General features: G+C 63.0%; 27 protein-coding genes and 1 riboswitch. Of the genes, 15 read left to right on the forward strand and 12 right to left on the reverse strand.

Annotated features, from left to right (window positions below; genetic code table 11):
• Positions 1–7 precede the first annotated feature (7 nt).
• Positions 8–1927 carry a phosphomethylpyrimidine synthase ThiC gene (gene thiC, locus ACQ4MS_RS09175; RefSeq protein WP_431099144.1) on the reverse strand — a complete coding sequence of 640 codons (1920 nt, stop codon included), beginning with the start codon at positions 1925–1927 and terminating at the stop codon, positions 8–10.
• 89 nt (positions 1928–2016) lie between these two features.
• Positions 2017–2140: riboswitch (TPP riboswitch) on the reverse strand.
• Positions 2141–2457: 317 nt separating this feature from the next.
• On the opposite strand from thiC, the gene ACQ4MS_RS09180 reads away from it, so the two are divergent.
• On the forward strand, positions 2458–3015 hold the full coding sequence (locus tag ACQ4MS_RS09180) for a Spy/CpxP family protein refolding chaperone (RefSeq protein WP_431099145.1): 558 nt from the start codon (positions 2458–2460) through the stop codon (positions 3013–3015).
• Between the two features lie 258 nt (positions 3016–3273).
• On the forward strand, positions 3274–4344 hold the full coding sequence (locus tag ACQ4MS_RS09185) for a flavodoxin family protein (protein WP_431099146.1): 1071 nt from the start codon (positions 3274–3276) through the stop codon (positions 4342–4344).
• Positions 4345–4454: 110 nt separating this feature from the next.
• Here ACQ4MS_RS09185 and ACQ4MS_RS09190 read toward each other — a convergent pair whose 3' ends face one another.
• Together ACQ4MS_RS09190 and ACQ4MS_RS09195 are read right to left on the reverse strand one after the other, a co-directional pair.
• The gene (locus ACQ4MS_RS09190) at positions 4455–4907 is read right to left on the reverse strand and encodes a hypothetical protein (RefSeq protein WP_431099147.1); all 453 of its coding nucleotides are present in this window, start codon (positions 4905–4907) and stop codon (positions 4455–4457) included.
• Between the two features lie 117 nt (positions 4908–5024).
• Positions 5025–5456 carry a hypothetical protein gene (locus tag ACQ4MS_RS09195; RefSeq protein WP_431099148.1) on the reverse strand — a complete coding sequence of 144 codons (432 nt, stop codon included), beginning with the start codon at positions 5454–5456 and terminating at the stop codon, positions 5025–5027.
• Between the two features lie 467 nt (positions 5457–5923).
• On the opposite strand from ACQ4MS_RS09195, the gene ACQ4MS_RS09200 reads away from it, so the two are divergent.
• The 5 genes from ACQ4MS_RS09200 to ACQ4MS_RS09220 all read left to right on the forward strand — a co-directional run bounded on the left by ACQ4MS_RS09200 (position 5924) and on the right by ACQ4MS_RS09220 (position 11234).
• Positions 5924–6727 (forward strand): endonuclease/exonuclease/phosphatase family protein, encoded by an 804-nt coding sequence (locus ACQ4MS_RS09200; RefSeq protein WP_431099562.1) that lies wholly within the window; start codon positions 5924–5926, stop codon positions 6725–6727.
• 103 nt (positions 6728–6830) lie between these two features.
• On the forward strand, positions 6831–8117 hold the full coding sequence (clsB, locus tag ACQ4MS_RS09205; protein ID WP_431099149.1) for a cardiolipin synthase ClsB: 1287 nt from the start codon (positions 6831–6833) through the stop codon (positions 8115–8117).
• A 7-nt stretch (positions 8118–8124) separates the two neighbouring features.
• A complete protein-coding gene (locus tag ACQ4MS_RS09210; protein ID WP_431099150.1) occupies positions 8125–9180 on the forward strand; it encodes a lysylphosphatidylglycerol synthase domain-containing protein in 1056 nt (351 codons plus the stop codon).
• Between the two features lie 305 nt (positions 9181–9485).
• Entirely contained in the window at positions 9486–10454 is a 969-nt protein-coding gene (locus ACQ4MS_RS09215) for a TIGR03915 family putative DNA repair protein (protein ID WP_431099151.1), read from the forward strand.
• Between the two features lie 66 nt (positions 10455–10520).
• Entirely contained in the window at positions 10521–11234 is a 714-nt protein-coding gene (locus ACQ4MS_RS09220) for a UdgX family uracil-DNA binding protein (RefSeq protein ID WP_431099152.1), read from the forward strand.
• 80 nt (positions 11235–11314) lie between these two features.
• Here the strand turns inward: ACQ4MS_RS09220 and ACQ4MS_RS09225 are convergent, their stop codons facing one another.
• The 4 genes from ACQ4MS_RS09225 to ACQ4MS_RS09240 all read right to left on the reverse strand — a co-directional run bounded on the left by ACQ4MS_RS09225 (position 11315) and on the right by ACQ4MS_RS09240 (position 15314).
• Positions 11315–12163, reverse strand: coding sequence for a hypothetical protein (locus ACQ4MS_RS09225; protein WP_431099153.1), 849 nt, complete (start codon positions 12161–12163; stop codon positions 11315–11317).
• 357 nt (positions 12164–12520) lie between these two features.
• A complete protein-coding gene (locus ACQ4MS_RS09230; RefSeq protein ID WP_431099154.1) occupies positions 12521–12868 on the reverse strand; it encodes a hypothetical protein in 348 nt (115 codons plus the stop codon).
• A 133-nt stretch (positions 12869–13001) separates the two neighbouring features.
• Positions 13002–13418, reverse strand: coding sequence for a PPC domain-containing DNA-binding protein (locus ACQ4MS_RS09235; protein WP_431099155.1), 417 nt, complete (start codon positions 13416–13418; stop codon positions 13002–13004).
• Between the two features lie 741 nt (positions 13419–14159).
• Positions 14160–15314, reverse strand: coding sequence for a metallophosphoesterase (locus tag ACQ4MS_RS09240; protein WP_431099156.1), 1155 nt, complete (start codon positions 15312–15314; stop codon positions 14160–14162).
• 285 nt (positions 15315–15599) lie between these two features.
• Between ACQ4MS_RS09240 and minC the strand changes: the two genes are divergently transcribed.
• The 4 genes from minC (at position 15600) to ACQ4MS_RS09260 (ending at position 19598) form a co-directional block, all read left to right on the forward strand.
• A complete protein-coding gene (minC, locus tag ACQ4MS_RS09245) occupies positions 15600–16400 on the forward strand; it encodes a septum site-determining protein MinC (protein ID WP_431099157.1) in 801 nt (266 codons plus the stop codon).
• A gap of 300 nt (positions 16401–16700) precedes the next feature.
• Positions 16701–17519, forward strand: coding sequence for a septum site-determining protein MinD (gene minD / locus ACQ4MS_RS09250; protein WP_431099158.1), 819 nt, complete (start codon positions 16701–16703; stop codon positions 17517–17519).
• A gap of 4 nt (positions 17520–17523) precedes the next feature.
• The gene (gene minE / locus ACQ4MS_RS09255; protein WP_431099160.1) at positions 17524–17829 is read left to right on the forward strand and encodes a cell division topological specificity factor MinE; all 306 of its coding nucleotides are present in this window, start codon (positions 17524–17526) and stop codon (positions 17827–17829) included.
• Between the two features lie 62 nt (positions 17830–17891).
• Complete coding sequence (locus ACQ4MS_RS09260) at positions 17892–19598, forward strand: ABC1 kinase family protein (protein ID WP_431099162.1); 1707 nt, start codon at positions 17892–17894, stop codon at positions 19596–19598.
• A gap of 77 nt (positions 19599–19675) precedes the next feature.
• Here the strand turns inward: ACQ4MS_RS09260 and ACQ4MS_RS09265 are convergent, their stop codons facing one another.
• Positions 19676–20512 carry an inositol oxygenase family protein gene (locus ACQ4MS_RS09265; RefSeq protein ID WP_431099163.1) on the reverse strand — a complete coding sequence of 279 codons (837 nt, stop codon included), beginning with the start codon at positions 20510–20512 and terminating at the stop codon, positions 19676–19678.
• 95 nt (positions 20513–20607) lie between these two features.
• On the opposite strand from ACQ4MS_RS09265, the gene ACQ4MS_RS09270 reads away from it, so the two are divergent.
• The 3 genes from ACQ4MS_RS09270 to ACQ4MS_RS09280 all read left to right on the forward strand — a co-directional run bounded on the left by ACQ4MS_RS09270 (position 20608) and on the right by ACQ4MS_RS09280 (position 22876).
• A complete protein-coding gene (locus ACQ4MS_RS09270) occupies positions 20608–21429 on the forward strand; it encodes an alpha/beta fold hydrolase (protein WP_431099164.1) in 822 nt (273 codons plus the stop codon).
• Between the two features lie 155 nt (positions 21430–21584).
• Positions 21585–22424, forward strand: a complete 840-nt coding sequence (locus ACQ4MS_RS09275; RefSeq protein WP_431099165.1) for an alpha/beta hydrolase — start codon at positions 21585–21587, stop codon at positions 22422–22424.
• 128 nt (positions 22425–22552) lie between these two features.
• On the forward strand, positions 22553–22876 hold the full coding sequence (locus ACQ4MS_RS09280; RefSeq protein ID WP_431099166.1) for a DUF3175 domain-containing protein: 324 nt from the start codon (positions 22553–22555) through the stop codon (positions 22874–22876).
• Between the two features lie 28 nt (positions 22877–22904).
• Here the strand turns inward: ACQ4MS_RS09280 and ACQ4MS_RS09285 are convergent, their stop codons facing one another.
• From ACQ4MS_RS09285 to ACQ4MS_RS09300, 4 genes are all read right to left on the reverse strand, one after another.
• On the reverse strand, positions 22905–23138 hold the full coding sequence (locus ACQ4MS_RS09285) for a hypothetical protein (protein WP_431099167.1): 234 nt from the start codon (positions 23136–23138) through the stop codon (positions 22905–22907).
• Between the two features lie 269 nt (positions 23139–23407).
• A complete protein-coding gene (locus tag ACQ4MS_RS09290; protein WP_431099652.1) occupies positions 23408–23659 on the reverse strand; it encodes a hypothetical protein in 252 nt (83 codons plus the stop codon).
• Between the two features lie 52 nt (positions 23660–23711).
• Complete coding sequence (locus ACQ4MS_RS09295; RefSeq protein ID WP_431099169.1) at positions 23712–24497, reverse strand: SDR family NAD(P)-dependent oxidoreductase; 786 nt, start codon at positions 24495–24497, stop codon at positions 23712–23714.
• A gap of 235 nt (positions 24498–24732) precedes the next feature.
• On the reverse strand, positions 24733–25143 hold the full coding sequence (locus ACQ4MS_RS09300; RefSeq protein WP_431099170.1) for a VOC family protein: 411 nt from the start codon (positions 25141–25143) through the stop codon (positions 24733–24735).
• Positions 25144–25291: 148 nt separating this feature from the next.
• On the opposite strand from ACQ4MS_RS09300, the gene dcm reads away from it, so the two are divergent.
• On the forward strand, positions 25292–26554 hold the full coding sequence (gene dcm / locus ACQ4MS_RS09305; protein ID WP_431099171.1) for a DNA (cytosine-5-)-methyltransferase: 1263 nt from the start codon (positions 25292–25294) through the stop codon (positions 26552–26554).
• The last annotated feature ends 5 nt before the right edge of the window (positions 26555–26559 follow it).

Genomic DNA, 26559 nt, shown 5'->3' on the forward strand with positions numbered 1-26559 from the left:
AAATAACTCAGGAATAAATCTCGCTCCCACCTTCACGGAACTCCTTGGCCTTTTCTTCGAAGCCGGTCGCGATCTGCTTGATCGGGATCGTGCCCGCGGCCGGCGCCAGCGTGGTGGTCGTGGGGTTAAGGCGCGCAAACTCACGCACTTCCTGCGAGATCTTCATCGAGCAGAACTTCGGCCCGCACATCGAGCAGAAATGCGCCACCTTGGCGTTCTCTTTCGGCAGCGTTTCGTCGTGATAGGCCATCGCCGTGTCGGGGTCGATCGCCAGGCGGAACTGGTCTTCCCAGCGGAACTCGAAGCGTGCTTTGGACACCGCGTTGTCCCACATCTGCGCGCCCGGGTAGCCCTTGGCCAGGTCGCCCGCATGCGCGGCGATCTTGTAGGCGATCAGGCCCTGCTTCACGTCATCACGGTTCGGCAAGCCCAGATGCTCCTTTGGCGTCACATAGCAGAGCATGGCCGTGCCGTACCAGCCGATATTGGCCGCACCCATGGCGGAAGAAATGTGGTCGTAACCCGGGGAGATGTCGGTGATCAGCGGGCCCAGCGTGTAGAACGGTGCCTCGAAGCAGGCTTCCAGCTGCTTGTCGACGTTTTCTTTCACCAGTTGCAGCGGCACATGGCCGGGCCCTTCGATCATCACCTGCACATCGTGCTTCCAGGCGATCTGCGTGAGCTCGCCCAGCGTATGCAGCTCGGCAAACTGAGCTTCGTCATTCGCATCGGCAATCGAGCCGGGGCGCAGGCCGTCGCCCAGCGAGAAGCACACGTCGTACGCCTTCATGATCTCGCAGATCTCGTCAAAGCGTTCGTAGAGGAAGCTTTCCTTGTGGTGCGACAGACACCACTTGGCCATGATGGAACCGCCGCGCGAGACGATGCCCGTCAGGCGATTGGCCGTGAGCGGCACGTAGGCCAAACGCACACCGGCGTGGATGGTGAAGTAATCGACGCCCTGCTCGGCCTGCTCGATCAGCGTGTCGCGGAAGATTTCCCAGGTCAGGTCTTCGGCCTTGCCATTGACTTTTTCCAGTGCCTGGTAAATCGGCACCGTGCCGATGGGCACGGGTGAGTTGCGCAAGATCCACTCGCGCGTTTCATGGATGTTCTCACCGGTCGAGAGGTCCATCACGGTGTCTGCGCCCCAGCGGATGGACCAGACCAGTTTGTCGACTTCTTCTTCAATGCTCGAAGTGACGGCGGAGTTGCCGATGTTGGCATTGACCTTGATCAGGAAGTTGCGGCCGATGATCATCGGCTCACTCTCGGGGTGGTTGATGTTGTTCGGGATGACCGCGCGGCCGCGCGCCACTTCGTCGCGCACAAATTCGGCGGTGATCTGCTCCGGAATCGCAGCGTTGAAGGAATGCCCTTTCTTCGGCATGCGTTCGGTCTTCAGGCGCTCGGCGAGTTGTGCGCGCACAAGGTTTTCGCGCACGGCGATGTATTCCATCTCGGGGGTGATGATGCCTTTGCGTGCGTAATGCATTTGCGACACATTGGCGCCCGCCTTGGCGCGGCGCGGCACGGGCGCATGCGCCATGCGCAGCGCGGCCAGGGCCGGGTCGTTCAGGCGTTCGCGGCCATAGGCGCTGCTGATGCCGGGCAGGGCTTCGGTGTCCTGGCGCTCGTTGATCCAGGCGCCGCGCAGCGGCGGCAGGCCACGCGTGATGTCGATAGGTGCGGCCGGGTCGGTGTACACGCCCGACGCGTCGTACAGGCGCAGCGGCGGGTTGGCTTCGCGGCGCGGCTCACCGGCGCCCTCGTGCACCAGCGTGTCGGTCAGCGTGACTTCACGAAACGGCACGCGGATGTCGGGGCGTGAACCTTCGATATAAATTTTTGCCGAGCCGGGGAAAGGCGCGCGTGTAATGCGACTGGTGAGGTCCTGGGTGTCAACGGTGAGACGGGTTTTGGCCATGGCTTTGTGCTCCTGAATTCCAGAGGTGGGGTGCCTGCTGGGGAGCCGGGGGTCCATCGGTGGCACCTGGTGTGCCGCTGCGGAGTTCCGGAGCCAATTGCGTTGTTCCCTACGCGGGGATGACCCCGATCAGGTTCAGCGGGTCTCGCATACTGCGATCTCAGCCTCGAAAGCTTCCTCACGGAAACATCCTTGGCACCCCGACAAGCTGAGGCCATTGTAGGCAGGCAGCGCACCCATGGCAAATGACCCCGGTCAATTCGCGGCGATTTCGTCGCCCTCTCCAACTCCTCTCCCCTTCAAGCGGGGGCCGCGGAACTGGCTTCGCCAGGCCTCAGGCGCCGTCCCCTGGAAGGGGAAAAGGCACTACACGAAGTGAGTGCCGATAGGGGTGTATCCACGGCTTATCTTTACCTTTCGGCAATGGCCGGGAAACAGACGGCCGCCACACTTGCTTTCAACCTGAACCCAAAAGCCGTATGTCACGACCCGATGGAAGTCAGGCATCTTCTCCTGAAAGGAAGTTCCTCATGAAATTCGCATTCAACCACACCGCTTCCCTCAACAGCCTCGTACTGGCCGGCCTGCTGGCAACGGTAGGCACCGGTGCCATGGCACAAACGCCTGCCGCCCCTCCCGCCGGATCGCCGCCTGTTGCCGGCAAACCTGCCGGCCCCCACGAAGGCCGCATGGGCCACCGCGACCCCGCCAAGATGCAGGCCATGATCGCCAAGCACCAGGGGGAACTGAAAGCCAAGCTCAAGCTCACACCGGCCCAGGAAGGCGCATGGACCAGCTACACGGCCTCCATGCAGCCGCCCGTACATGGCGCACGTCCCACACCTGAGCAGCGTGCCGAGTTTGACAAGCTGACCACCCCCCAGCGCATCGACAAGATGAAGGAACTGCGCACCCAGCGCATGGCCGAGATGAACGCGGCGATGGACAAGCGCGGCGAAGCCACCAAGACCTTCTACGCGGCCCTCACGCCCGAGCAGCAAAAAACCTTTGATGCCGAGCACAAGAAGCACGGCTTCCGCCATGGCGGCGCCCGCGGCCACGGCGGCCCCGCCGCGCAAAAAGGCTGAGCATTGGCAATACGCTGAACCGAAGCAGTAACATCAGCCATCAGGCCCGCACCGCAGCCCCCCAAGGCTGCGTGCGGGCTTTTTCATGGGCAATTCGCACCCCTCGCGCTACGATTTTGATAGCTACTCGCGCCCGTTAAGTTTGGGCTAACGGCATTTTTTACTGAAAGCCACATCTCGCCGGACGGCATCGAAAGCCCGCGTAGGACGACATCGAAACTGCCTTTTCGGGCCGCATAGCCTCACTAAACTGGTTCGATGACCCAAGTACGCAAAGGCCAGGCGCCGGCCGTCCTGTCGCGCAGCGAGTTCCACGAACGCTTCATGCAATCCTTTGTCGATCCCGCCTTCCGCAGCGAAGACGAGGCCCTGGCGCGCATTGAAGCGCTGGCATGGGACGCCTACAAGGAAGGCCGCAAAGCGCCCAGCACACGCAAAGCCGGAAATGACTTTGCCGATCCCCACTACGACCTGTCAACAGAGTGGCTTGAAACGCGCGAACGCCTGAAGAAAGCCGGGGCTGCGTGGAAGGATGCGGCCACGCCGTCCCGCGTGCTGCTCATCTGCGGCTCCGCCCGCAATGACGGCACCTGCCCCGGCGAGATCTCCAAGACGTGGCGGCTGCTGAACACCGCGAAAACCTCGCTCGAGCGTGCAGGCATGCACTGCGACGTGCTGGACCTCAGCTTGCTCACCTCCAGCTATCACATGCACATCCACCCCTGCAAAGGCTGCGTTGCCACCGCCATGCCGCTGTGCCACTGGCCCTGCAGCTGCTACCCCAATCACGCACTGGGACAAACCAGCGACTGGATGGCCGAGATCTACGAACGCTGGACGGCCGCGCACGGCGTCCTCATCCTCACGCCCGTCTACTGGTACCAGTCACCCAGTCCGCTCAAGCTCATGATGGATCGGCTGGTCTGCGCCGACGGCGGCAACCCCGATCCCACCACTACCCACGGCAAAAAGCCCGATGAAGCCAAGGCGTTGGAGATGAAGGGCTGGGACTACCCCCAACACCTGGCAGGCCGGGCCTACGGCGTGGTGGTCCACGGCGACGTAGCGGGAATTGAAGGCACACGCCGTAGCCTGTGCGACTGGCTGGACTGGATGGGCCTGATCGACGCCGGCAGCCAGGCCCGGCTGGACCGCTATATCGGTTATTACGAGCCCTACGCCACCAGCCACGACGCACTGGACGGGGACCAGGCGCTGATGGAAGAAGTCCGCAATGCGGCCACGGCAGTTGCGGGCGCGGTCACCGAACTTCGCGCGGGTACGCTCTCGCAGCCCGACAAGCGCCTGCCGCGTCCACGGCCCAAATAAATAAAGACGCTGGCATGAAAAAGCCGGGTGCAGGTTCAACCCTGGACCCGGCCTTTGTCTCCGGTGTGGTCGTCCGGTAACCGCCCCGGTTCGGCGATTACACGCGCACCTTACCTTGCACTGCCGCCGGCGGCTGCATCACCCTGGACATTGCCCTGGACGCTGACATTCCCGGCCGTGTTGCCCACCTGGTTATAGGTGCGTTTGGCGCCGCTCTTCACGGCGCTGCCGGTGCGGGCTGCAGCCCGGCCCGCGCCGCGGACGGTGTTGTCCACTGTGGCGGCGGTCGCGCTGCCCATGGCGTTGTCCCCCTGGGCTGAGCCGGACACATTGGCGCCTACCCCGACCCCACCGCTGGAAGCGCCTGATCCGGTGGTAGCACCTGCTGCGGCTTTTGCACGGACACCCGCATCAATCTGGGTGTTCTGGCCGGCGGAGACGCCTACGCCCACACCAGTGCCGACACCCACACCGAGACCTTGTGCAGAGGCCCCGACTGAAAACAAGGCAGCCATGGTCAACGCCGCAGCCGCAGGAATGGAACGCATAAAGTACTTGGACATATCAAACTCCTTTTAAGGTGAAGGCAACGCGAATGTGCCTTGACCTGAATCGCGTGGGACCGGACCGGCCCCACACACTGCCGGCGAACCGGCGTGCAGCCTTAAACCGTCCGGCGCTTACCGGGAAGTACCGGTGGTGCCAGCACCACCTGTGGTCCCTGCAGCGCCCGTAGTGCCACTCGTGCCCCCGGTACCTGCGCCAGCGGCACCGGGTGTTGCGGCGCCGGTGCTACCACTGCCGTCGGATCGGCCCCCCGTGTTTCCAGCCGCCCCAGTCGTATCCGGGGAAGAGGCATTGCTTTTTCGAGCCGCGCGTTTTGCGGCCTTGGCCTGTTTCTTGTCAGTTTTGGCTGCCTGCTTTTCGGCCTTGGCGGCGTCACGCTGTTCGGGGCTCTTGGCGTTGGCGCCTTGGGTCGCCGTAGCACCGCTGTCACCTGGTTTCTCTGCCGGCAGGGCGCTCTGCGCGTGTACGGCAGAACCAAACAGCAGTGCGGCCGTCATGGCTGCGGCCAGAGGGATGGCTTTCATGGATGAGTTGCTTTTGAACATGGGAGTGACTCCTTTACTGCCTCGTAAGGCTGGTTGAAAAAAACACGCCTGCCGCTGCATGAGGGCTAACGCTGAATTCAATCTACCGAGCCCGTCCAGTGCACCTTATCGGAGAGCCCCGCTGTGCCATGTAGGACACTGCACCCGCGGTCTGTGGCCAGTGGTGCGCCCACAAATCCGCCTTGACGCGTGTGATGTGAGGTGCTGGCCCACGGCAAATAAGTTACTGTCCTACAGTCGCCCGCCCGCGCGCAGAATGACAATGTGCGCCTGGGCTCCCATTAACGCGCCATTAAGGCGCCCTATCCATCAAGGCCATCAAGGCGCTTTTCTGTGTCCCTTCGCCTGCCCTTATTCTTATGCCGACTTCTACGCCCGACTCTCCTTCGTCATCTTCACACCGCGGTCCTTCAGCCCTGTCTGTCGCCGTGCCGGCCGGTGTGCCCGAGACCGTCACGCCGATTGACATGGATGCGGTGGAGGCCGACACACAGACCGCGCTTGCCGCGGTGAGCCCCGACTCGTCGTTCTCCTTCAAGGTGCTCACTGTCAACATCCACAAGGGCTTTACCTTTTTCAACCGCAAATTCATCCTGCCCGAATTGCGCGAGGCGGTCAGGGGTGTCGGGGCCGATGTCGTGTTCCTCCAGGAGGTGACGGGCAACCATGTCAAACACCAGGACAAGTTCGACAACTACCCTGAAACTCCGCACTACGAATTCCTGGCTGACACCATCTGGCCGCAGTTCGCTTATGGCCGTAACGCGGTCTACACCAACGGGCACCACGGCAATGCCGTGCTGTCCAAGTTTCCCATCGTACGATTTGAAAACCTCGACGTATCCATCAGCGGGCCCGAGCGCCGCGGCCTGCTGCATTGCGAACTGCAGATGCCCGGCCGCAGTGTGAACGTACATGCCGTCTGCGTGCACCTGGGCCTGATGGAAGCGCACCGCGAACAGCAAATGGACATGCTGTGCGGCCTGGTGCGCAACAACATCCCGCCGCAGGCACCTGTCGTGGTCGCGGGGGACTTTAACGACTGGCGCCACCGCGCACACGCCCGGCTTGAAAAAGGCGCCGATCTGCATGAAGTGTTTGTGCAGGCCAATGGAAAAGCGGCACGCACCTTTCCCGCGCGCCTGCCTCTGCTGCGCCTGGACCGCATCTATGTGCGCAACGCCATCGGGCACGCACCAGTGGTGTTGCCGCTGCGGCCCTGGTCGCATTTGTCAGATCACGCGCCTCTCGCCGCGGAGATTGAATTGTGATTAGGGCCCCCACGCTTTTCGCTTCGCGTAATGCGCTGCCCCCCGAGGGGGCCGCTGCGCCTGGAGCCCGGGAGGCGCCTCCTTCTGCGGCCAAGGAGGATGTATGTCGAGGTGGGTGAGCGGCAACCAGTTCCAGCTGCTTGAAAACGGCGAGGAGTTTTTCCCGCGCGTCTTCGAGTGCATCGCCACCGCCAGGCGCGAGGTGCTGGTGGAAACCTTCATCCTGTTTGAGGACAGGGTCGGTGAAGAGCTGCACGCGGCTTTGCACCAGGCGGCACGGCGCGGTGTGCAGATTGACCTGACGATTGACGGCTACGGCTCGCCGGACCTGTCGCCGGAATTCATTTCCACCCTGACACGGGCCGGCGTGCGCGTGCATGTGTTTGACCCGGGGCCCAGGCTGTGGGGCTGGCGCACCAACCTGTTTCGCCGCATGCACCGCAAGATCGTGGTGATCGATGGCGAACGCGCTTTCGTAGGCGGCATCAACTATTCGGCGGACCATCTGGCCGACTTCGGCCCGCAGGCCAAGCAGGACTACGCCGTCGAGATTGAAGGCCCGATCGTGGCTGACATTCACCGGTTCGTGCGCAAGGCCCTGGCGGCGGGCCAGCGCAATGCCGGCGCCAGTGGCGAACCTCCTCCCGGCCTGCGCGAACGCTTTTCCGAACGCGCCCGTTCCATGGCCGGCACATGGCGCGAGGACAACATACCGCCGCCGGCAGGCGACGCCGCGGCACTTTTTGTCACGCGCGACAACCGCAAGCACACCAACGACATCGAGCGCCACTACCGCGCCGCCATCCGCACGGCGCGCCACCGTGTCGTGATTGCCAATGCCTATTTCTTCCCCGGCTACCGGCTGATCCAGGAGCTGCGCAAGGCAGCACGGCGCGGCGTGGAAGTGCAGCTCATCCTGCAGGGCGAGCCCGACATGGCGATTGTCAAGACCGCCGCCAGCATGCTCTACCACCACCTGCTCGATGCCGGGGTACAGATTTATGAGTACTGCCAGCGGCCGCTGCACGGCAAGGTGGCTGTGGTGGACGACGAATGGGCCACCGTAGGCTCCAGCAACCTGGATCCGCTCAGTCTCTCGCTCAACCTGGAGGCCAACGTTGTCATCCGCGACCGTGCTTTCAATGAAGACCTGGCCGGGCGGCTTGCCCACCTGATCCAGCATCACTGCAAGCGGATCGAGCGCAAGGACCTGGTCGAGTCCACCTGGTGGCGCAGCGTGCGCAGCTACTTTGTCTTTCACCTGCTGCGCCGCTACCCGGCCTGGGCAGGCTGGCTGCCGGCACATGCGCCGCGCATCACACCCGCCGAAGTGCCCGCGCCCGAAGACGGAGACCGCGAACCACCGCCGGGCCAGGCCAAACCCGTTTGAGCGCGTGATGGCCCACAGCCGCACCTTGCCCAGGCCCCATCCACCCCGCCCGCCAGGCCGGGTGCGAAGCGGCAAACCGCAGCCGGCCGCGCCCAAAAGGAAGGCCTGGTGGCCATGGCTCAAGCATGGCGCCACCGCCGCGTTCTTTCTGCTCATCGCCACCCTGCTCGTCTCGCAAGCCCGCAATATCGAATGGTCCCAGGTCCTCACCGCACTGGAGGACTATCCCCTCACCGCCGCCTGGGGTGCCGTGGTGCTGAGCGCGGCCAGCTTCACGCTTTACAGCACTTTTGACCTGCTGGGCCGCCATTACACACGCCATGCGCTGCGTGCCCCCGCCGTGATGGCGCTGACCTTCGTCAGCTACGCCTTCAACCTCAACCTCGGCTCCCTGGTGGGGGGTGTCGCATTTCGCTACCGCCTCTATACACGCCTGGGCCTGCGTTACGGCGCCATCACCCGCATCATGTCGCTGAGCATGCTCACCAACTGGATGGGTTACCTGCTGCTGGCCGGCGGGGTGTTCGCATTGCAGCCGCCCACCCTGCCGGCAGACTGGCCCATCACCACCGATTCCCTGCGCCTGATCGGGGCCGTGCTATTGGCGGTGGTGGTGGCTTACCTGGGCATTTGCGGGTTCTCCCGCCAGCGCACGCTGCGGCTGCGCGGCCATGAAGTGGTGCTGCCCTCTGCGCGGCTGGCGGCCCTGCAGCTCCTGATGGGCGCCGGCAACTGGCTCATCATGTCGGGGATCATTTTCATCCTCCTGCAGTACCGCATCGAGTTCTCCGCCGTCGTCAGCGTGCTGCTGCTGGCGGCCATTGCCGGGGTGATCACCCATGTGCCGGCGGGGCTGGGCGTACTGGAGGCTGTGTTCGTCGCCCTGCTGTCGCACGAGATGCCCCAGTATGAGCTGCTCGCCGCGCTGGTGGCTTACCGGGTGATCTATTACCTGGTGCCCCTGGCCATAGCCGTCGTGACCTACCTCGTCATGGAAGCGCACGCCAAAAAGCTGGGCCAAGCCGCAAAAACCGGCAAAAGCAAGAACCCCGCGCACCGCTAGCCAACCAACGCAGTTCTCCCGGTGCCCACCCGGGCGATCCAGGCCAGTTCGGCGCCGTTACCGTCAGCCATGCCCTTTTCGTGGTTTTCCCCTGCCTTTTAGACACCAAAGCCACACAACGCGAGGGATCTACACCTCATATTTGCACTCAAATCCCTTAAACACTGTATATTTACACAGTACCTGCAGGCTTTCTGGCCCGGCAATGCGCCACCCGCACCCAGGAAGTCGGCTCTTTTACCTACACCCTCAGCGGTGCCCGCCGCCGCACCATGGGGCCTGAACTGTGAAGAAAGGATGTGTCCATGGGCGTGATGAATGACCTGCTGACGAACGACCTCTTTCCACAAGCCACGCTGCCTGTCACGCTGCAAGGCCAGATAGACCTGGAAGGCTTTCGCCGTGCCGCGCGCGGCCTGCTGGCACAGAACATCCTGCCCGGCCAGGTCAGCTGGCATTGCAGCACCACACCCGCTGAGGGCCTGCCGTCCGCCGGCACAGCGCAAGGCCCCGCACCCAGCGACGCGCCTGCCGTCGCCGTCCCGCCCGAATTTCTTGCGCTGTGCCAGGCCGTCATCCTGCACAGCAACCCGCAGCGCTTCAGCCTGCTCTACCGCCTGCTGTGGCGCCTGGTGCATGAGCCCGAACTGCGGCACAACCAGCTGGACGCCGACGTGGCGCTGGCAAGGCAGATGGCCGAAGAGGTGCGCCATGACATGCAGAAAATGAAAGCCCAGCTGCGCTTTCACTCGGTACAGGACGACCTCTTTAAAACCCGCCCGCAAGGCGGCCCGCTGCACGTGGCCTGGTTCGAGCCGGAACACCACATCGTTGAAGCCGTGGCGCCGCTGTTTGGGCGCCGCTTCGCCCACATGCGCTGGGCCATCCTCACACCCCAATGCAGCGTCGAAGCCGATTACCTGGGCCCGCAAAATGCCCGGCATGCCGTCCAGGCCGACGCAGGGCTCGCCGCGGTACAACCCCATGAGGCTCTGGCTGCGCTGCGCTTTCGCCGCGGCGCCGACAAAGGCACCGCGCCGTCCGCGGACGCCAGCGAGCAGCGCTGGCTCACGTTTTACGAGCAAGTCTTTCACCCCGACCGCCTGCGCCGCCGCATGATGCAAAAAGAGCAGCCCAGGCACTCCCGCAAAAGCCGGCCACGGGCCACACCAGGCGCTCCCGCCGGTGCGCGCAAAAGCCATGCAGGCAGGGGACCAGGCGCAGCAGGCACATCAGGCGCCAGCCAGGCTCCCAATCACTCGCTATCGCTTTAGGAGCCGGACCGTGTTGATGGGGCGGAAGGCCGTTTCGCAGCACACCATTGAAGGCAGGTTCTGAAGATGAGAGGCACAAGGTATCGGGGTGATGAGCGCCACCTCCCGGCCACGGCGCAGATCAGCAAATCCCCACGTGCTGCGAAGCCCGGCGGACACGATGAGCCCTTGGAGACCACAGCACCCGGCACGGTTGAAGTGGTGCGCTCACGCGTAGCACTCAAGCGCGCTACTGACCGCTGCCGTGAGTGCCCCATCGGCGAACACGCCACGCAGGCCGTTTGCGGCGAAGGCCCGCGCAAGGCGCTCGTCATGCTGGTGGGCGAGCAGCCGGGCGACCAGGAAGACCTTGCCGGCAAGCCCTTTGTGGGTCCGGCCGGCCACCTGCTGGACCGTGCGCTCGCCCAGCTCGGCATCGGCCGCGACAAAGTGTTTGTGTCCAACGCGGTGAAACACTTCAAATTCGAGCTGCGCGGCAAACGGCGCATTCACAAAACCCCGACGCAGCGCGAAATCACCGCGTGTTCACATTGGCTGGAAGACGAGATCGCCATGGTGCAGCCCCAATTGCTGGTTGCGCTGGGTGCAACTGCTGCCCGCTCACTGCTGGGGAAAGCGGTGCCGGTCATGGCCAACCGCGGCCAGATCCTTCAGCGCGAAGACGGACGCAAGGTGCTCATCACCCTGCACCCCTCCGCACTGCTGCGTGTGCCGCCACCCGACCGTGACAACGCGTACCGCGAGTGGCTGCACGACCTCTCGCGCATCAACCCCCACTGATTTGTTTTAAGGATCGCTGCGCCCCATTAGCGATTGGCGCAGCAAACACCGCCCCTGTTCAATCGCCCCCGGACGCAGCCTTAACGCATGCTGTCCCGCGGGTCGGGGGTGCCGGGCAGGGTGACGGGCCGGGTGGTCGAATCCCTCGGATCGGTAGCCAAAGGCTGTGCCGGTCCGCTGATGATGCCGCGGGATGCCGGATTGCGGTTCAGCGGATTGGCCGGCGGCGCAACCGCATTGGCGCCTGTCCCGTCCGTACCCAAGGCGGCCCCGGTTCCGCTTCCTGTGTTGGTGTTGGTCAGCCCCGTTCCGGTGTTGACGCCGTTGATATTGGTGCCGCCTGTGCCGGTGCCCGTATTCGTGTTGGTGCCTGTCGTGCCCGTGCCGTTACCAGTCCCTGTCATCGTTCCGCCGGTTCCGGCGCCCGGGTCGGTGTTGGTCAATCCCGTTCCAGTGTTGCTGCCGTTGATATTGGTGGCGCCTGTGCCGGTGCCCGTATTGGTGTTGGTGCCCGTCGTGCCCGTGCCATTACCGGTACCTGTCATCGTTCCGCCGGTTCCGGCGCTCGGGTTGGTGTTGGTCAGCCCCGTTCCGGTGTTGACGCCATTGATATTGGTGCCGCCTGTGCCGGTGCCCGTATTCGTGTTGGTGATCGTGGTGCCGGTGTTATTGCCGTTGATGGCGGTGCCGCCCGTGCCGGTACCTGTGTTGGTATTCGTGCCTGTGGTGCCGGTAATGCCCGTATTACCCGTAGCCCCTACGCTCCCAGTGGCACCCGTGGTGCCGGTTGCGCCCGTTCCAGTGGCCGACCCTGTGCCAACCCCCATGGTCTGCGCACCCGCCGGCGGAAATGCCAGCACAGCCACGAGCAACGCGGGCAAACACATCCGGGAATAACAACAATGCGATGAATGGTTTGATGCTTTCATGACAACTCTCCTGCGTTCCGGCTGAAACACCATGCTCGCCGCATTGGCATCACGCAGGCATTTCAGCCATGGTTGAAATCACCGGTGGAAATAACCCAAGTGCTGAACCCAAGCGCTGTCGGGGTCATGTCAACAAGACAAGCACCGGTGCCGTCATTCCAATTTATGCCCGGCGACAGGTTCCCATCACCGCCCAGAGACCCATACGGTTGTGCGAAGAGGCCTACACGGCAGATGCCGGCCCCAGCCGCTATCAATTCGATAGCTGCCCGCGTCGGTACTTGTTGGGGCCAGGGGGTTATTTGCCTGCAGCTATTTGCCTGCAATGCCGCTGAAAGCAGTCACTTCAGCGCGGGCTCAGGGCCTGGCAGGAACTGGCCGCGTCGGCGAGGCGCCCGGCGGTTGTGTGGCGGCCGGCGTGGGCAGTACGGTGTCACGGCTGTCGCTGCCGGGCGGCGTCACGGGGCGGACGGACGAGTCACGCGGATCCGGCGGCATGGGTGGCGCTTCCGGTGCGGACGCACGGCGTGCCGGGTTGCGGTTCAGCGGATTCCGCAAGGGCGCTGTCGGGGTCGCGGCGTCAGGTGCGGCAACAGGCGCCGGCGGCGCGGTTGGTGATGTCGTCTGGGCCACCGCTTGTGCCCCCACAAAGAGGGCCAGTGCCAACACGGCGCCCGGGACAAAGAAAGAAAGTGGTTTCTGCATCGACATGCCTCCTTGGATCTGCTGATAGTTTGTGTGCTGACATCACTCTACGCCAGTCCCCTAAATCCGCTACCGCCATAGGGCATGCCCGGCTGTCGGGGCCGGCCTACAGAGGCAGCCACCGTTTCCACAGTCAAGGCTTTGCCGGCCTTGCCACCAGCTCCTTGAAGCCGGTCCGGACATCCTGCTCACGCGTAAACACCCAGCCCTGCAGCGGCGCCAGCACAATTTCAGCAGTCGTCCGCACAATACAACCCGGCATTACATGGCCGCCACACATCTCTCCCCGCGCGTTGGCCACACTGGCGTGCAGGTGCGCACCATCAGGGCTCAACGTGCCCGACAGCGTGATCAGTTCCAGTGGCTCCACTAACACCGTTCCCTGCGGCTCGGCCGCGTAGCGCAGCACGGCGCGGGAGAGGCTTCCTGCCGCAGAGATGACACACGCCGCTTGGGTGTTCTGCTCAGCCTGCAGCCGGGCGAATGCTGCGTCCAGGGCGGCTCGCAGGTCGTCGCCTGGGTTCAGGCGGAGGGCTAGGGTTTGGGGCATGGGGTTCAGGGTAGACGATGTGTTCTGGTCGTTCAAGTGGTTGGGTTCTCTGCTGAGGTCTGCTGGCCGGGGTTGCCGGCAGCAAGTAACTTTCTTTTGCTTCGCCAAAAGAAAGTCACCAAAGGTCACGTAGTGGGGATTCGCTCACTTCGCGAAGCGAAGTTATGCGAATACCAAAAGGCGACCCGCAGTCTGGGTCCCTACGCTTCGCTACGGGCAACCTGCGCTGCTCGACTCCGGCGGCGTTCCGCAGAACTCGCTACGTTGCACTTCGCTCAAACAACTGCGGCCCGACCTTCCGCCTCCGTCTGCGCTGCTCGGCCCAGCCAGAACGGGGGAAGTCCGAATTCGAATATCGAAAACCAAACCAAATCCAATACCGAAAAGGACACGCAGTGGCGTGTCCTTTTTTCTTCAGGTATTCGCGTTCTTGCCTTCGGCTGTTGGTATTCCTTCCCCACCCCCTTCTGTATGCGCCGAGGAGCGGAGGGCCAGACGGATCAGGGCAAAAACTTGTTTGAGCCGCAGGCGAGTTGTTTTTGACCCCGGCTGGACCGAGCACCGCAGGTTGCCCCGTAGCGCAGCGAAGGGGACGCAGACAGCAGGGTCGCCTTTTCTTTGCTTACTTTCTTTTGGCGAAGCAAAAGAAAGTGAGTTGCATGCCGGGCAACCCCCGGGCCAGCAACCCTCAGCAAAGATCACGCCCTAAAAATCAACAACAACCACAAAACACCAAAGACCTCACCCCCCCACCAACCTCAAAAAAGTAATCTCCGAAGGCGCCCCAAACCGCTTGGGCGGCCCCCAGTACCCCGTCCCCCGGCTGGTATAGACCCACAGGTTCTGCAACCTGTGCAACCCCGCCGTAAACGGCTGCTGAAACCGCACAAACAGGTTCCACGGATAAAACTGCCCGCCATGCGTATGGCCCGACAGCTGCAGGTCAAACCCCGCCCTCGCCGCCGCCACCGCGCTGCGCGGCTGGTGCGCCAGCAGCACACGCACCGCCGCCAGCGGCGCGCCGCGAAGGGCAAGCTCCGGGTCGCTGCGGTGGGCCACGTCGAAATGGCCTGCGCTGTAGTCCGTCACACCCGCCAGCACCAGCGGCACGCCCTGCCCACCAGCACCGGGCGGGTGGATCACCACATGCTCGTTCAGCAGCACCGTCAGGCCCAGCCGGCGCAACTCGTCGATCCAGGCATGCGCCCCGGAGTAGTACTCGTGGTTGCCCGTCACAAAATATGTCCCGTGGCGCGACTGCAGCTGCGCCAAGGGCGCCACGTGCGAGGCCAGCTCGCTCACCTTGCCGTCCACCAGGTCGCCGGTGATGGCCACCACATCGGCCTGCAGCGCATTGACCTTGTCGACAATGCGGCGCAAGTACTGCTGCTTGATGGTTGGGCCGACGTGGATGTCACTGATCTGCGCCACGGTAAAGCCCTGCAGCGACGCAGGCAGGCCTTTGATGGGCACATCCACTTTCACCACGGCTGCCGTGCGGCGCGCATTCAAAAAGCCCAGCACGGTGATCAACCCGCCCAGCAGCGGCACCGCTTCCGCCGACACCGTGCGCAGCTGGGCCATGGGCAGGTAGCCGGGCACGGCCAGGTTACCCAGCCACAGCACCAGCAGCAGGGCATCACGCGCCAGCGTCAACACCAGCAGCGACGAAAACAGGCCCATGAAAAGCAGGCCAGCCCAGGTCAGGACATCGGCCAAAGGCTGCCTGGCCACACGGCCGGCCATCAGCCCCAGCGGCATGACCAGCGCCGACACCAACAGTCCGGCAGCAAGCAGCCACTGCCCTGTGGGGTAAGCCTCCAGCCCGGGGACAAGGCGTGCGCCAATGTAAACATGGAGCAGCGCGGTTACAAGCGCCAAGGGCAGGAAGTTCATGAAATATCCATGGGATGGTGAGCGTAATGAGCCCTGCACATGGGTACGGGGCGCGCGCATTCAATGCCAAAGCCGCTTTAAAACGGACCTGCCGCGCCGCGCAAACACCGCAACCAGCGCACCACAAGTCACCGGCCAGCGTTTCATACGCTCACAAGTGCGACAAAGCGTGCGCACGAATCCGCCCTTTCGCACGCTACCCTCGGCCATCTTTCTGCGCCCTCGTTGGCACTCCTGTTGTTACTTTCGTCTTCTTCGCACCGGTCGCCCGTTGTCCTTCCGCCCATGACTGTTGCCATACAGGCCACCACCCCCGCCACCTTCGAAATCAAAAGCGCCAACCTGCCCCTGGTGGCTTTGCTGCTCAAGTCCACCGACCTCGTCGCCCTGGCGCAAGAGCTGCAAGCCCGCTTTGGCGATATTCCGGATTTTTTCGACCAGGACGCGCTGATGATCGACCTCACGCCGCTGCAGTCCGCCGCCGTGCGCAGCGGCCGCGCGGTGGGCGACATCGACTTCCCGGCCCTCATCACCTTGCTGGGCAGCTACCAGCTGGTGCCGCTTTCCGTGAAAGGTGGCAACCCGGCGCAAATGGCAGCGGCGCTGCAGGCCGGGTTGCTGCCCGTACCCGATGCACACCTGCTGCCCGACCGTCCCGTGGCGGCTGCACCGTCGCAGCAGCAACCACCACCCCAGCCTGCAGCCGTGGTCGCACCCGCCGCCGCGCCGCTGGGTGCGCTGGTGGTCGACAAACCCCTGCGATCGGGCCAGCAGGTGTATGCACGCGGGCGCGACCTGGTGGTGCTGGCCATGGTCAACGCCGGCGCTGAAGTCATTGCCGACGGCCACATCCACGTGTACGCGCCGCTGCGCGGCAAGGCCATGGCCGGCGCGCGCGGCAACACCGAGGCACGCATTTTTTCGCTGGCGCTGGAAGCCGAGCTGATTTCGATTGCCGGCGTGTACCGCACCGCCGAACACCCGCTGCCCGAAGGCCTGGCAGGCCAGCCCACGCAGGTGCGGCTGGTGCCTGGTGACGAAGGCCAGGAAGGCGACCGGCTTGTCATGAATGTGCTGACAGCCTAGCAATATGGCCCCCACGCTTTTCACTTCGCCTTCGGCTCCGTGTAATGCGCTGCCCCCCGAGGGGGCGCTGCGCCTGCGGCCCGGCAAAGCCGGTTCCGCGGCCCCGACTGGATTTAAGAGTTCGGGGGTTCAACCAGCGGGGGCCGAGGGTCCGGCTTTGCCGGCCCTAGGTGCCGCCCCCTTGAGGGGGAGCAGGCTACACGAAGTGAGCCTGGACAGGGGTGGGCTGGTTCTGCCCGGCAAAGCCGGTTCCGCGGCCCCGACTGAAATATCTATCGCTTCCAAAAGGACTTTTATCTGATGGCAAAAATCATTGTGGTCACCTCCGGCAAGGGCGGCGTGGGCAAAACCACCACCAGTGCCAGCTTTGCAACCGGCCTCGCCTTGCGCGGGCATAAAACCGCAGTCATCGACTTCGACGTCGGCCTGCGCAACCTCGACCTCATCATGGGCTGCGAGCGCCGCGTGGTGTACGACCTCATCAACGTCATCCAGTGCGAAGCCACACTCAACCAGGCACTCATCAAGGACAAGCAGTGCCACAACCTCTTTGTGCTGGCCGCCTCGCAAACACGCGACAAGGACGCCCTGACCAAAGTCGGCGTGGAGAAGGTGCTCAAAGACCTGGGCGAGATGGACTTCGAGTACATCGTCTGCGACTCCCCCGCCGGCATTGAAACCGGCGCGCTCATGGCCATGCACTTTGCCGATGAAGCCCTCATCGTCACCAACCCCGAGGTGTCGTCGGTGCGCGACTCCGACCGCATCCTCGGCATGCTGTCAAGCAAGACCAAACGCGCCATCGACGGCGGCGACCCGATCAAGGAGCACCTGCTCATCACGCGCTACAACCCCGGCCGCGTCGACCAGGGGCAGATGCTCTCGCTTGAAGACATCCAGGACATCCTGCGCATCAAGCTCATCGGCGTGATCCCCGAATCCGAATCCGTGCTGCAGGCCTCCAACCAGGGCGTGCCGGCCGTGCACATGCAGGGCAGCGATGTGTCGGAAGCCTACAAGGACGTGGTCGACCGCTTCCTCGGCGACAAAGACAAACCCATGCGTTTCATCGACGCACAAAAGCCCGGCCTCTTCAAGCGCTGGTTCGGGGGGAAATAAGACGATGGCGTCCTTCCTGTCCTTCCTGCTCGGAGAAAAGAAAAAAACCGCCAGCGTCGCCAAGGAGCGGCTGCAGATCATCCTGGCACACGAGCGCACCGACCGCAGCCCCAAGCCCGACTACCTGCCGGCGCTGCAGCGTGACCTGATCGCGGTGATCGCCAAATACATTCCCATCAATCCTGAGCACATCAAGCTGCACCTGGAACGGCAGGACAACCTGGATGTGCTGGAAGTGAAGATCGAGCTCCCCGACAAAGGCGACAAGACCGGCGTGTCCGGCATGTCCGGCAAAACCGACCGGAGATAGCACCTGCCCGGGAGTTGACAAATGGCAACCCCGGCGGGAATTCCCGGGGCTATCATCGGCAAATGTTGATCGAGACCCTGGGTGCCACGCGCGACATGGCGCGCCTGGCGGAAATCACCGGTGTACTGATTCGCCACGGCTTTGGCGACAGCGTGCGCCGCCTCGGCCTGGCTGACACGCTCGAACGCGCGGGACATGCCTTCCACTGGGACCATGTGGCCGACCTCGCCCGTGTCACGCCGCCCGAACACGTGCGCCTGGCGCTTGAAGAGCTGGGCCCCACCTTCGTCAAACTCGGGCAGGTCCTTGCCGGACGCGCTGACCTGTTCGGTCCTGACTGGATCACCGAGTTCGAGAAACTGCACAGCCACGTGCCGCCCGTGTCGTTGGCGCTGCTGCTGCCCCAGCTGCGCGAAGACCTGGGTGGCGAGCCCGAGGCGGTCTTTGCCCGCTTTGACACCACGCCGCTGGCTGCCGCCTCGATTGCGCAGGTACACAGCGCGCAGCTTCACGACGGCACGGAAGTCATCGTCAAGATCCGCCGCCCCGGCATCACCGAAGTCATCGACGCCGACCTGCGCCTGATGGACCGGCTGGCTGTGCTCGCGGAACTGGAATTGCCCGCGCTCAAACCCTACCGCCTGCGCCAGCTGGTGCGTGAGCTTGCCAGGTCACTGCGGCGCGAACTCGACCTGGCGGCCGAATGCCGCCACGCCGAACGCATTGCCGCCAACATGGCGCCGCTGCCCTATATCGTCATCCCGCGTGTGCACTGGGCCCATACCGGCCTGCGCCTCAACGTGCAGGACCGGGTGATCGGCCTGCCCGGCGACGCGCTGGACCAGCTCACCCCCGAAGCCGGCTTCGACCGCAGCGAACTCGCCCGCCGTGGTGCCCGCGCCGTGCTGAAGATGATTGTGGAAGACGGCTTCTTCCACGCGGACCCGCACCCCGGCAATGTGTTTTACCTCCCGGGCAACCGCATCGCCTTCATCGACTTCGGCATGATCGGGCACCTGACCGAGCGGCGGCGTACCGAGCTGCTGCAATTGCTGCTCGGCCTGGTTGAACGCCAGCCTGATGACGTGGCCGACGTGCTGCTCGACTGGACGGGCGACGACCACGGCATCAACCTTTCCCAGCTGGAAGGCGAAATTGAAGCCTTTGTCGACCAGTACCACAGCACGCCGCTGGCCCAGCTCAGCCTGGGACAAATGCTGTCCGACGTGACCGCCATTCTGCGTGAGCATCACCTGGGCCTGCCGTCCGATCTCGCGCTGTTGATCAAGGCTTTTATCTCGCTTGAAGGCATGGGCCGCGCGCTGGACCCGGGCTTTCATATGGCCACGGAAGCCACGCCCCTGCTGCGGCAGGTGATGCACGCGCGTTACCAGCCCCAGGCCATTGCCGCCCGCGGCTGGCACACGCTTCGACGTGTGCTGGCGCTGGCCGGCCAGCTGCCGCACGATGTGTCGCGCCTGCTGCGCAATGCGCGCCGCGGCCACCTGCATGTCGGCATTGAGCTGGCGCACCTCAAACGCGTGGGCGACCAGCTCGACCGCGCCGCCAACCGGCTGGCGATGGCGCTGGTGATTTCGGCGCTCATCATCGGCTCGTCCATCGTCATGACCGTCAAGGGCGGCCCCACGCTGTTCGGCTTGCCGGCGTTCGGGTTTGTCGGGTTCATGGGCGCCATGGCCGGCGGCTTGTGGCTGGTGCGGGCCATCTGGCGCAGCAGCCGCGGCCGCAACAGCGACGACGAGGGTTGACAGGCGCTATCTTTTCAGGAGCTGCTTGCGCCCGTATTTAAAGGGCTACAGCCCCTTTTCCTTTGATTTTTACACGGCTACAGCTTGAGCTGCGCCGGCAGGTACTTCGCCATCAAGTCGTCGTAATACGGCTTGAGCTCCGCCAGCACCGGCGGCTTGTCGTTCTTGGAATACAGATCGTAGGGGTTGAACTTCTGCACCCATTCCAGGTGTGCGGCATCCTGCGCGTCCGTCAGGTGGCCGTACTGGCCCTCACGGTGCCAGGCATAAAACGAGTGGTAGCGAATCATGTACAGCGCCGGCAGCGGCAAATGCGCTTTCAGCAGCTGGTACAAATATTCGTCGTGGCCCCATGACATGTGCACCGCGTCCAGCCCACAGCCGGGCGCATACACACCGTACTCGCTGTTGTAGCGCGCATCCGTGCTGTCGGGGTTCAGCGCAAAGTATTCGGGGTAGACGATGCGGTCTGAAAAGCGGCACCCCACCGGAAAGGTATCGCCCACCACGGCCCATTGCGGCTCGCCAAAGAGGCACAACACTTTGCCAAGGTCGTGGATAAAACCCGTCAGCACAAACCAGTCGGGGTGGCCGTCGGCGCGAATCGCTTCGGCGGTTTGCAGCAGGTGGCTGATTTGCGGCAGCTCAATGTCCGGGTCCGACTCATCCACCAGCGTATTGAGGAATTCCAGCGCCGCCCACGGCGTCATCTCGCGCTGGGAGAACGCCAGCCACTGCGCCTTTTTGCCCTGCACAAACTCGTAGGTCTGCTGCTGGTGGTTGTTGCGGTAGAAGGTGCGCACCCGGTCCAGGCCCGGCTGCGCGTAATCGCGGTAAGCCGCGCGATCAGGTTCACTGGCCAGCAAGGGAGTTACCGGGGCGTTCACGGGGGGGTGCGGCATGACAGCGTTCATCGCGCCATTGTAGGAAGCCCAGCCCCTGCGTGCAAACCCGGGCGCTACGGGTATATTGGGCTCAAAACTACCCCGCCACCCCACGAAAGGCTTTCATGCGCCGCAGACATTTCCACCACCTGGTTGCCACCTGCCTCGTTTTCGTCTCGGCCCTGGTGGCCGGCGCCGCCCACGCGCAAGCTCCCCACAAGATCGGCGTGCTCATGCTGCACGGCAAGAACCCCGGCAGCAACAACGACCTCAACATGAGCCGCCTCAAGCCCGTGCTGGAGCGCGAAGGCATGGTGGTAATTTATCCCGACATGCCATGGTCGCGCGGCCGCTACCTCGACGGCCACTGGGACAAGGCCATGGCCGAAATGGCCGCGCATGTGCAAACCCTGCGCAGCCAGGGCGCCACCAAAATCGTCATCGCCGGCCACAGCATGGGCGTGCCCGCCGCCATGGGCTTTGCCGCGCGCGGCGGCGACGTGCAGGCGCTCGTGCTGCTGGCGCCGGGCCACGTGCCGGCACGTTACTACGCATCGACGCAAAACAAGGTGGTACGCGAAAGCATTGACGAAGCCCGCGCGCTGGTCGCTGCCGGCAAGGGCGATTCGCGTGAACGCTTCTCCGACATCAACCAGGGCAAGCAGCTGCCCGTGGTGGCCACCGCCAAAGACTACCTCAGCTACTTTGACCCCGAGTCCGACGCCGACATGGGCGTCACCGCCCCGCGCATCCCTGCGGCCACGGCGGTGCTCACGGTCGTGGGCGATGACGACAACATCATCAAGTTCGCCCGCACCTACTTTGTCGACAAGCTGCCCGCCAACCCCAAAAGCCAGTACCTCGAAATCAAGGCCAACCATCTTTCAACCCCCGTGGTGGCCAGCGACGCCGTGGCGCAGTGGATCAAAACCGCCACCGCGCCATGAACCCAGGCGAAACCGGGTGGCAATGTCCGCCGCCATTTTCGCTATTAAATTGATAGCTGTTCGCGCAGGTTTTGCTTGGGCTAAAGGCCGATTTGGCTTATAAAACAGGCCTTGACAGCGCCACTGCACGCAGCACCGCAGCAAGGAGACACGGCATGACATCGCACGCTGGCACCCGTCGCCTCTGGCTCCACTGCACCGTGTCTGCATGGCTTTTCTTCATGGCCATGGCCGGGCAAAGTGCGCAGGCGCAAACCGCGCCGCGCGTGGTCGACATTCCCACCCGCCCCGGCGTCACCCAGCGTTTTGTCTACATCGCACCCGGCGCATCCACTGGCCCCAAGGCCTCCCTCATCCTGTTCGCCGGCGGCCACGGCGGCCTGCAGATCAAAGACAGCGGTGAGTTCGGCCGGGGTGGCAACTTCCTGGTGCGCACGCGCCAGCAGTTCGCAGATGCCGGCTTTGCGGTCGCGGTCATCGACGCGCCGTCAGACAAACAGTCGCCGCCGTTTCTGTCGGGCAATCGGCAAAAGCCCGAGCACACTGCCGACGTGCTGGCAGTCATCGCCTGGCTCAAGCAGCAGGCGCCTGTGCCCGTGTGGCTGGTGGGCACCAGCCGCGGCACCCAGTCCTCCGCCTACATCGCCACCGAGGCCAGCCCCGGGGAAGGCGGCCCCGACGGCATCGTGCTGACCTCCACCATCCTCACAGACCCCAGCGGCCGCGCCGTGCCCAAAATGCCGCTGGAAAAGTTACGCATCCCTGTGCTGGTGGTGCACCACGAGCAAGACGGCTGCAAGGTCTGCGCCTTCAGTGACATGCCCCAGCTGATGAGCAAGCTCGCCAAAACACCGAAGGCCGAGCTGCTGACATTCACCGGCGGGCAAAGCCGGGGCGACCCCTGCGAAGCCATGGCGTATCACGGCTTTAACGGGCTGGAGGCCGAAGTGATCGGCAAGATCGGCACTTGGGTGACCGCGGCCAGGCCCCGATAACGAGGCTCAGGGGGAAAAGAAAGGTGACATCGCCACGCGGCGTTGTCCTGCAAGCGCGGCTAGCCCTTGCGCGGCACAGTGGGTTTTCGGGCAGTGAACACCGAACAGCACCGAAGGAAGGAACGCCCATGGCCAACTCCACCCCATCAACCCCATCATCCCCATCATCCCGAAAGTGGTCGCAACGCGTCACCGAGACCAGCGACGCGCTTGACCTGAAACACGGCGTCTTCAAGGAAAAAGACCCGAAGAAGATCGCCAGGTCCCTCAAGTCTTCGGCCGAGCACAGCGACCGCCGCAAGAGCGACCCCTATCGCTCGGCCATGTCCATGCTGACCTTTTATATCAACCGCGCTGGCGACACCTTGCCGAAGGGCCAGCGCAAGCATCTCGAAGATGCCAAGAACGAACTGCGGGCACTGTATGACAAACCCCAGCGTACAAGCCGGTAGCCGCCACTGGCCCTCCCGGGGCAGCGCATCAGCCGGCTATGCCATCACCCGCGTCAGGCGCATCGGCACCAGGCGTGCCGCCGGTGCCCGCGCCTGCAGCAGCGTGGTTCAGCGGCAGCGTCATGCCAGCCCGCTTTTGAAGGACGTCCATACCGTCCGGATCCGGAGCCACGCTCCAGGCCATGGCGGTGGTCAGCACCACCAGTGAAGGAATGGCCCGCAGGTAGCGCGGGTGAAACAGGAAGTCGGCAATCTTTGTCATGGCGGCCTTTCGGGGCGATGTCTGCAGGTGATTGCCCTGCAGCAAAAAACAAGCCTTGATCCTGCGCCACCCAATTTGATGGCATGCGTCGGCCACGTTGCGGTTTGTAAGGAATTGCCTCAACACCCGGTAAAGACGCGCACGGCGCCAGCACTGAAAGCTCAGTTGCCATGGTATTGATAGCTGCTCGCGCCCGTATTACCTGGGCTACAGCCACTTTTGTCTATGAAAATGGCTGGCCGTCGCGCTGGAACGTGTCAGCACCCACATCAGCGCCCGGTGGTGCCCCGGCGCGACTGCAGCTGGTTGCTGCCGCCCACATGCGACTCCCGGTCGCTGCGGCTGTTGGGCGTGCGCTGGCCTTCGTTCTTCTGCGTGGGCTTCTGCTCGCCCATTTTGTTCACGTCGTTTTCGACTTTCCCGCCGTGCCCGGCCGGGCCCTGCCGGTCGTCGGCGGCGGCCTCGTTGTCCTGGGTTTGTACGTCGTCAGAACGGTCTGAACGGTTTCGTTTGGATGTCATGGAATCTCCTTCAGTTGGATCAAGAGCGGCCATGTGCCGGAATGGATTTCGGTCAATGCTGGGGTTCGGCCATCTTGCGGTGCTGCTCAGCCACCACCTGCGACGGCATGACCTTGGACATGATGACCTGCATCTTGTTCTTCATGCCCGCCACCACGTCGGCCTCGCCGTCCATCATGGCCTTGAAGCCAATCTTCGCCACGTCGACCGGGTCGGCCTTGGCGCCTTCGTCCGAACCCACCTTGGTGTCCAGCATGCCTGCGCGCGCAAAAAACTCGGTGTCCGTCGGGCCCGGCATCAGGCAGGTCACCGTCACGCCCGTGTCCTTCAGCTCATTGCGCAGCGCGGCCGCAAACGAGTCGACAAACGCTTTGGTGCCGTTGTAAACCGCCTGGAAGCTGCCCGGCTGGAAGCCCGCGATCGAGCCCGTCACCATGATGCGGCCCTGGCCCTGCACCACCATGCCCTTGGCCACCTTCTGCAGCAGGTAAATCGTGCCGGTGATGTTGGTGTCAATCACATGCTGCACCTCCTCAAAGTCCTGTGTGAGGAAGGCACCACCCAAGCCATGCCCGGCATTGGCCATCAGCAAGGCCACGGGCCGCCCGTTGGCCGCAGCGTACAGCTCCTCCACGCCCTTGCGGCTGGCCAGCTCGGTCTGCACAGTGTCCACCTGCACGCCCATCCGGCGTGCTTCTTCGGCAGCGGCCTCCAGCGGCTGGTCAGCCGCCAGGATGAGGTCATGGCCCGCTTCAGCGGCGCACATGGCCAGGTAATAGCCAATGCCCGAAGAAGCGCCCGTGACGATGGCCAAAGGGCGAAGCGATGATGATTCCATGGTGAGTCTCCAGAAAAAGGGTTGAACCAAGGCCGGCGCCGCGCAACGCGCACGCAGCCACATGCAACCCATTCTGAAAACCGCCCCACTCCACCTATGTCAGACAACACCCCATACTCAGGCGCGACAAGGCGAAGTGGTGAACTAACACTATCAATTAAAGAGCAATATACCCAGGAATTACCTGGGCTAGAGGCCAGTTTGGCTTAAGAAAATGCCGGTGATGCCCGGTGGGTCAGCTCGCAGACGTATCCGAAAACTGCGCCTCAATCTTGTGCCCATCCAGGTCCCGCACATAGCAGCCGTAATACTCAGGCCCATAGAGAGGCCGAGGCCCCGGCGCACCATCACCCGTGCCACCCATCTCCAGTGCCTTGGCATAAAACGCATCCACCTGCGCTTTGGAAACGGCCAGAAAGCCAAAGTGCGAGCCATTGCCCACATGCGCCTTGCCGCCGTCATGCGGCACCCCCACCCAGAACTCCGGATATGCCCGCCCGAAAGCGACGGCACCAGGGTGCTCCATCACCACGCGGATTTCCATTGCGCCCAACACAGCGGTATAGAACGCCTTGGCACGCTCGAAGTCGTTCGTGCCGATGGAGACGTGGGACATGATGCTTTCGGGGAGGGAGGGGGTGGTCATGTTTGTCCTCAACAGTTTTTAAGGGCCCCCAGCTTAGATGATCGACAACCAAACATCCCCTCAAACAGACAGAAAGCAAAAATAAATACTGTATAGATTTACAAGGGGACGAAAACTGGACAAAATCACCAAAATTATTCCCGCCGCCATGAAAACCCCTTTAAATACTGCAGATCACTCCGCCATCGTTACCTATTTAGCCGCCGCCCGGAATAAACCCGGAGGTTATGAAGCAGTCGCAGAATATGTTGGAAGAAGCGTTCTGACCCGGCTGGAAAAAGGCGAAGGGCTACCGCCCGCCTACTTCGCCGAGGAACTCCAGCGGTTGCTAAGTTTTGGGCCCCTTAAAAGCACATCGGGGGACTTCAAATTCATCGACCTTTTCGCGGGCATCGGTGGCATTCGCCGCGCGTTTGAGCAGATCGGCGGTGAATGTGTTTTCACCAGCGAGTGGGATTCCTATGCCCAAAAAAGTTATCTGGCAAATTTTCGAAGTAGTCATGCTTTGAATGGCGACATCACCACCATTCACGAGGACGACATTCCTGACCATGACGTGCTCTTAGGTGGCTTTCCATGCCAGCCCTTCTCGATAGCCGGCGTATCCAAGAAAAATGCCTTAGGCCGCGCTCACGGCTTTGCAGACGAAACTCAAGGTACGCTGTTCTTTGACGTTGCCAGAATCATTGGCAAGAAGCGCCCGCGGGCTTTCATGCTTGAGAATGTCAAAAACCTCAAGTCACACGACAAAGGCCGTACCTTTGATGTCATTGAAAGGACATTGCGTGATTTGGGCTATCAAATTTTCACCAAAATAATTGATGGTGCTCATTTCGTTCCACAACATCGGGAGCGCATCATCATTGTCGGCTTTCGCGAACCGGTCATTTTTGACTGGGACACGCTGGACATTCCGGCCAAAGGCTCACAGCGGCTTGGAGCGATACTTCACAAAAAATCCGATGAGCCCATGCTCGCTTGGGATGAGTCTAGGTATTACGATCACGCGAAGCGAAAGGTCTTGGATAAATACACGCTCACAGACAATCTCTGGACGTATCTACAGAACTACAAGAAGAAGCATCAAGCAGCCGGGAATGGCTTCGGCTTTGGCCTAGTTTCCCCCGACAGCGTAACCAGAACGCTCTCCGCCCGCTACTACAAGGATGGCTCCGAGATCTTGGTGGATCAGGGCAAGCGGAAAAATCCTCGCCGGCTAACACCACGCGAATGTGCAAGGTTGATGGGCTTCCCTGATGAGCACCAAATCCCGGTGTCAGATACCCGGGCATATAAACAGTTTGGAAACTCTGTCGTAGTTCCAGTGATCGGCGCTGTCGCTCGCGCAATGCAACCCATGATTCTTGAATCTATTCGCCAAGAACAACAACCCCTGCCTCGCGCTGCCTGAACCTC

Origin of the sequence: Polaromonas aquatica (assembly GCF_050626995.1) — a bacterium.
Taxonomy (GTDB): domain Bacteria; phylum Pseudomonadota; class Gammaproteobacteria; order Burkholderiales; family Burkholderiaceae_C; genus Polaromonas; species Polaromonas aquatica_A.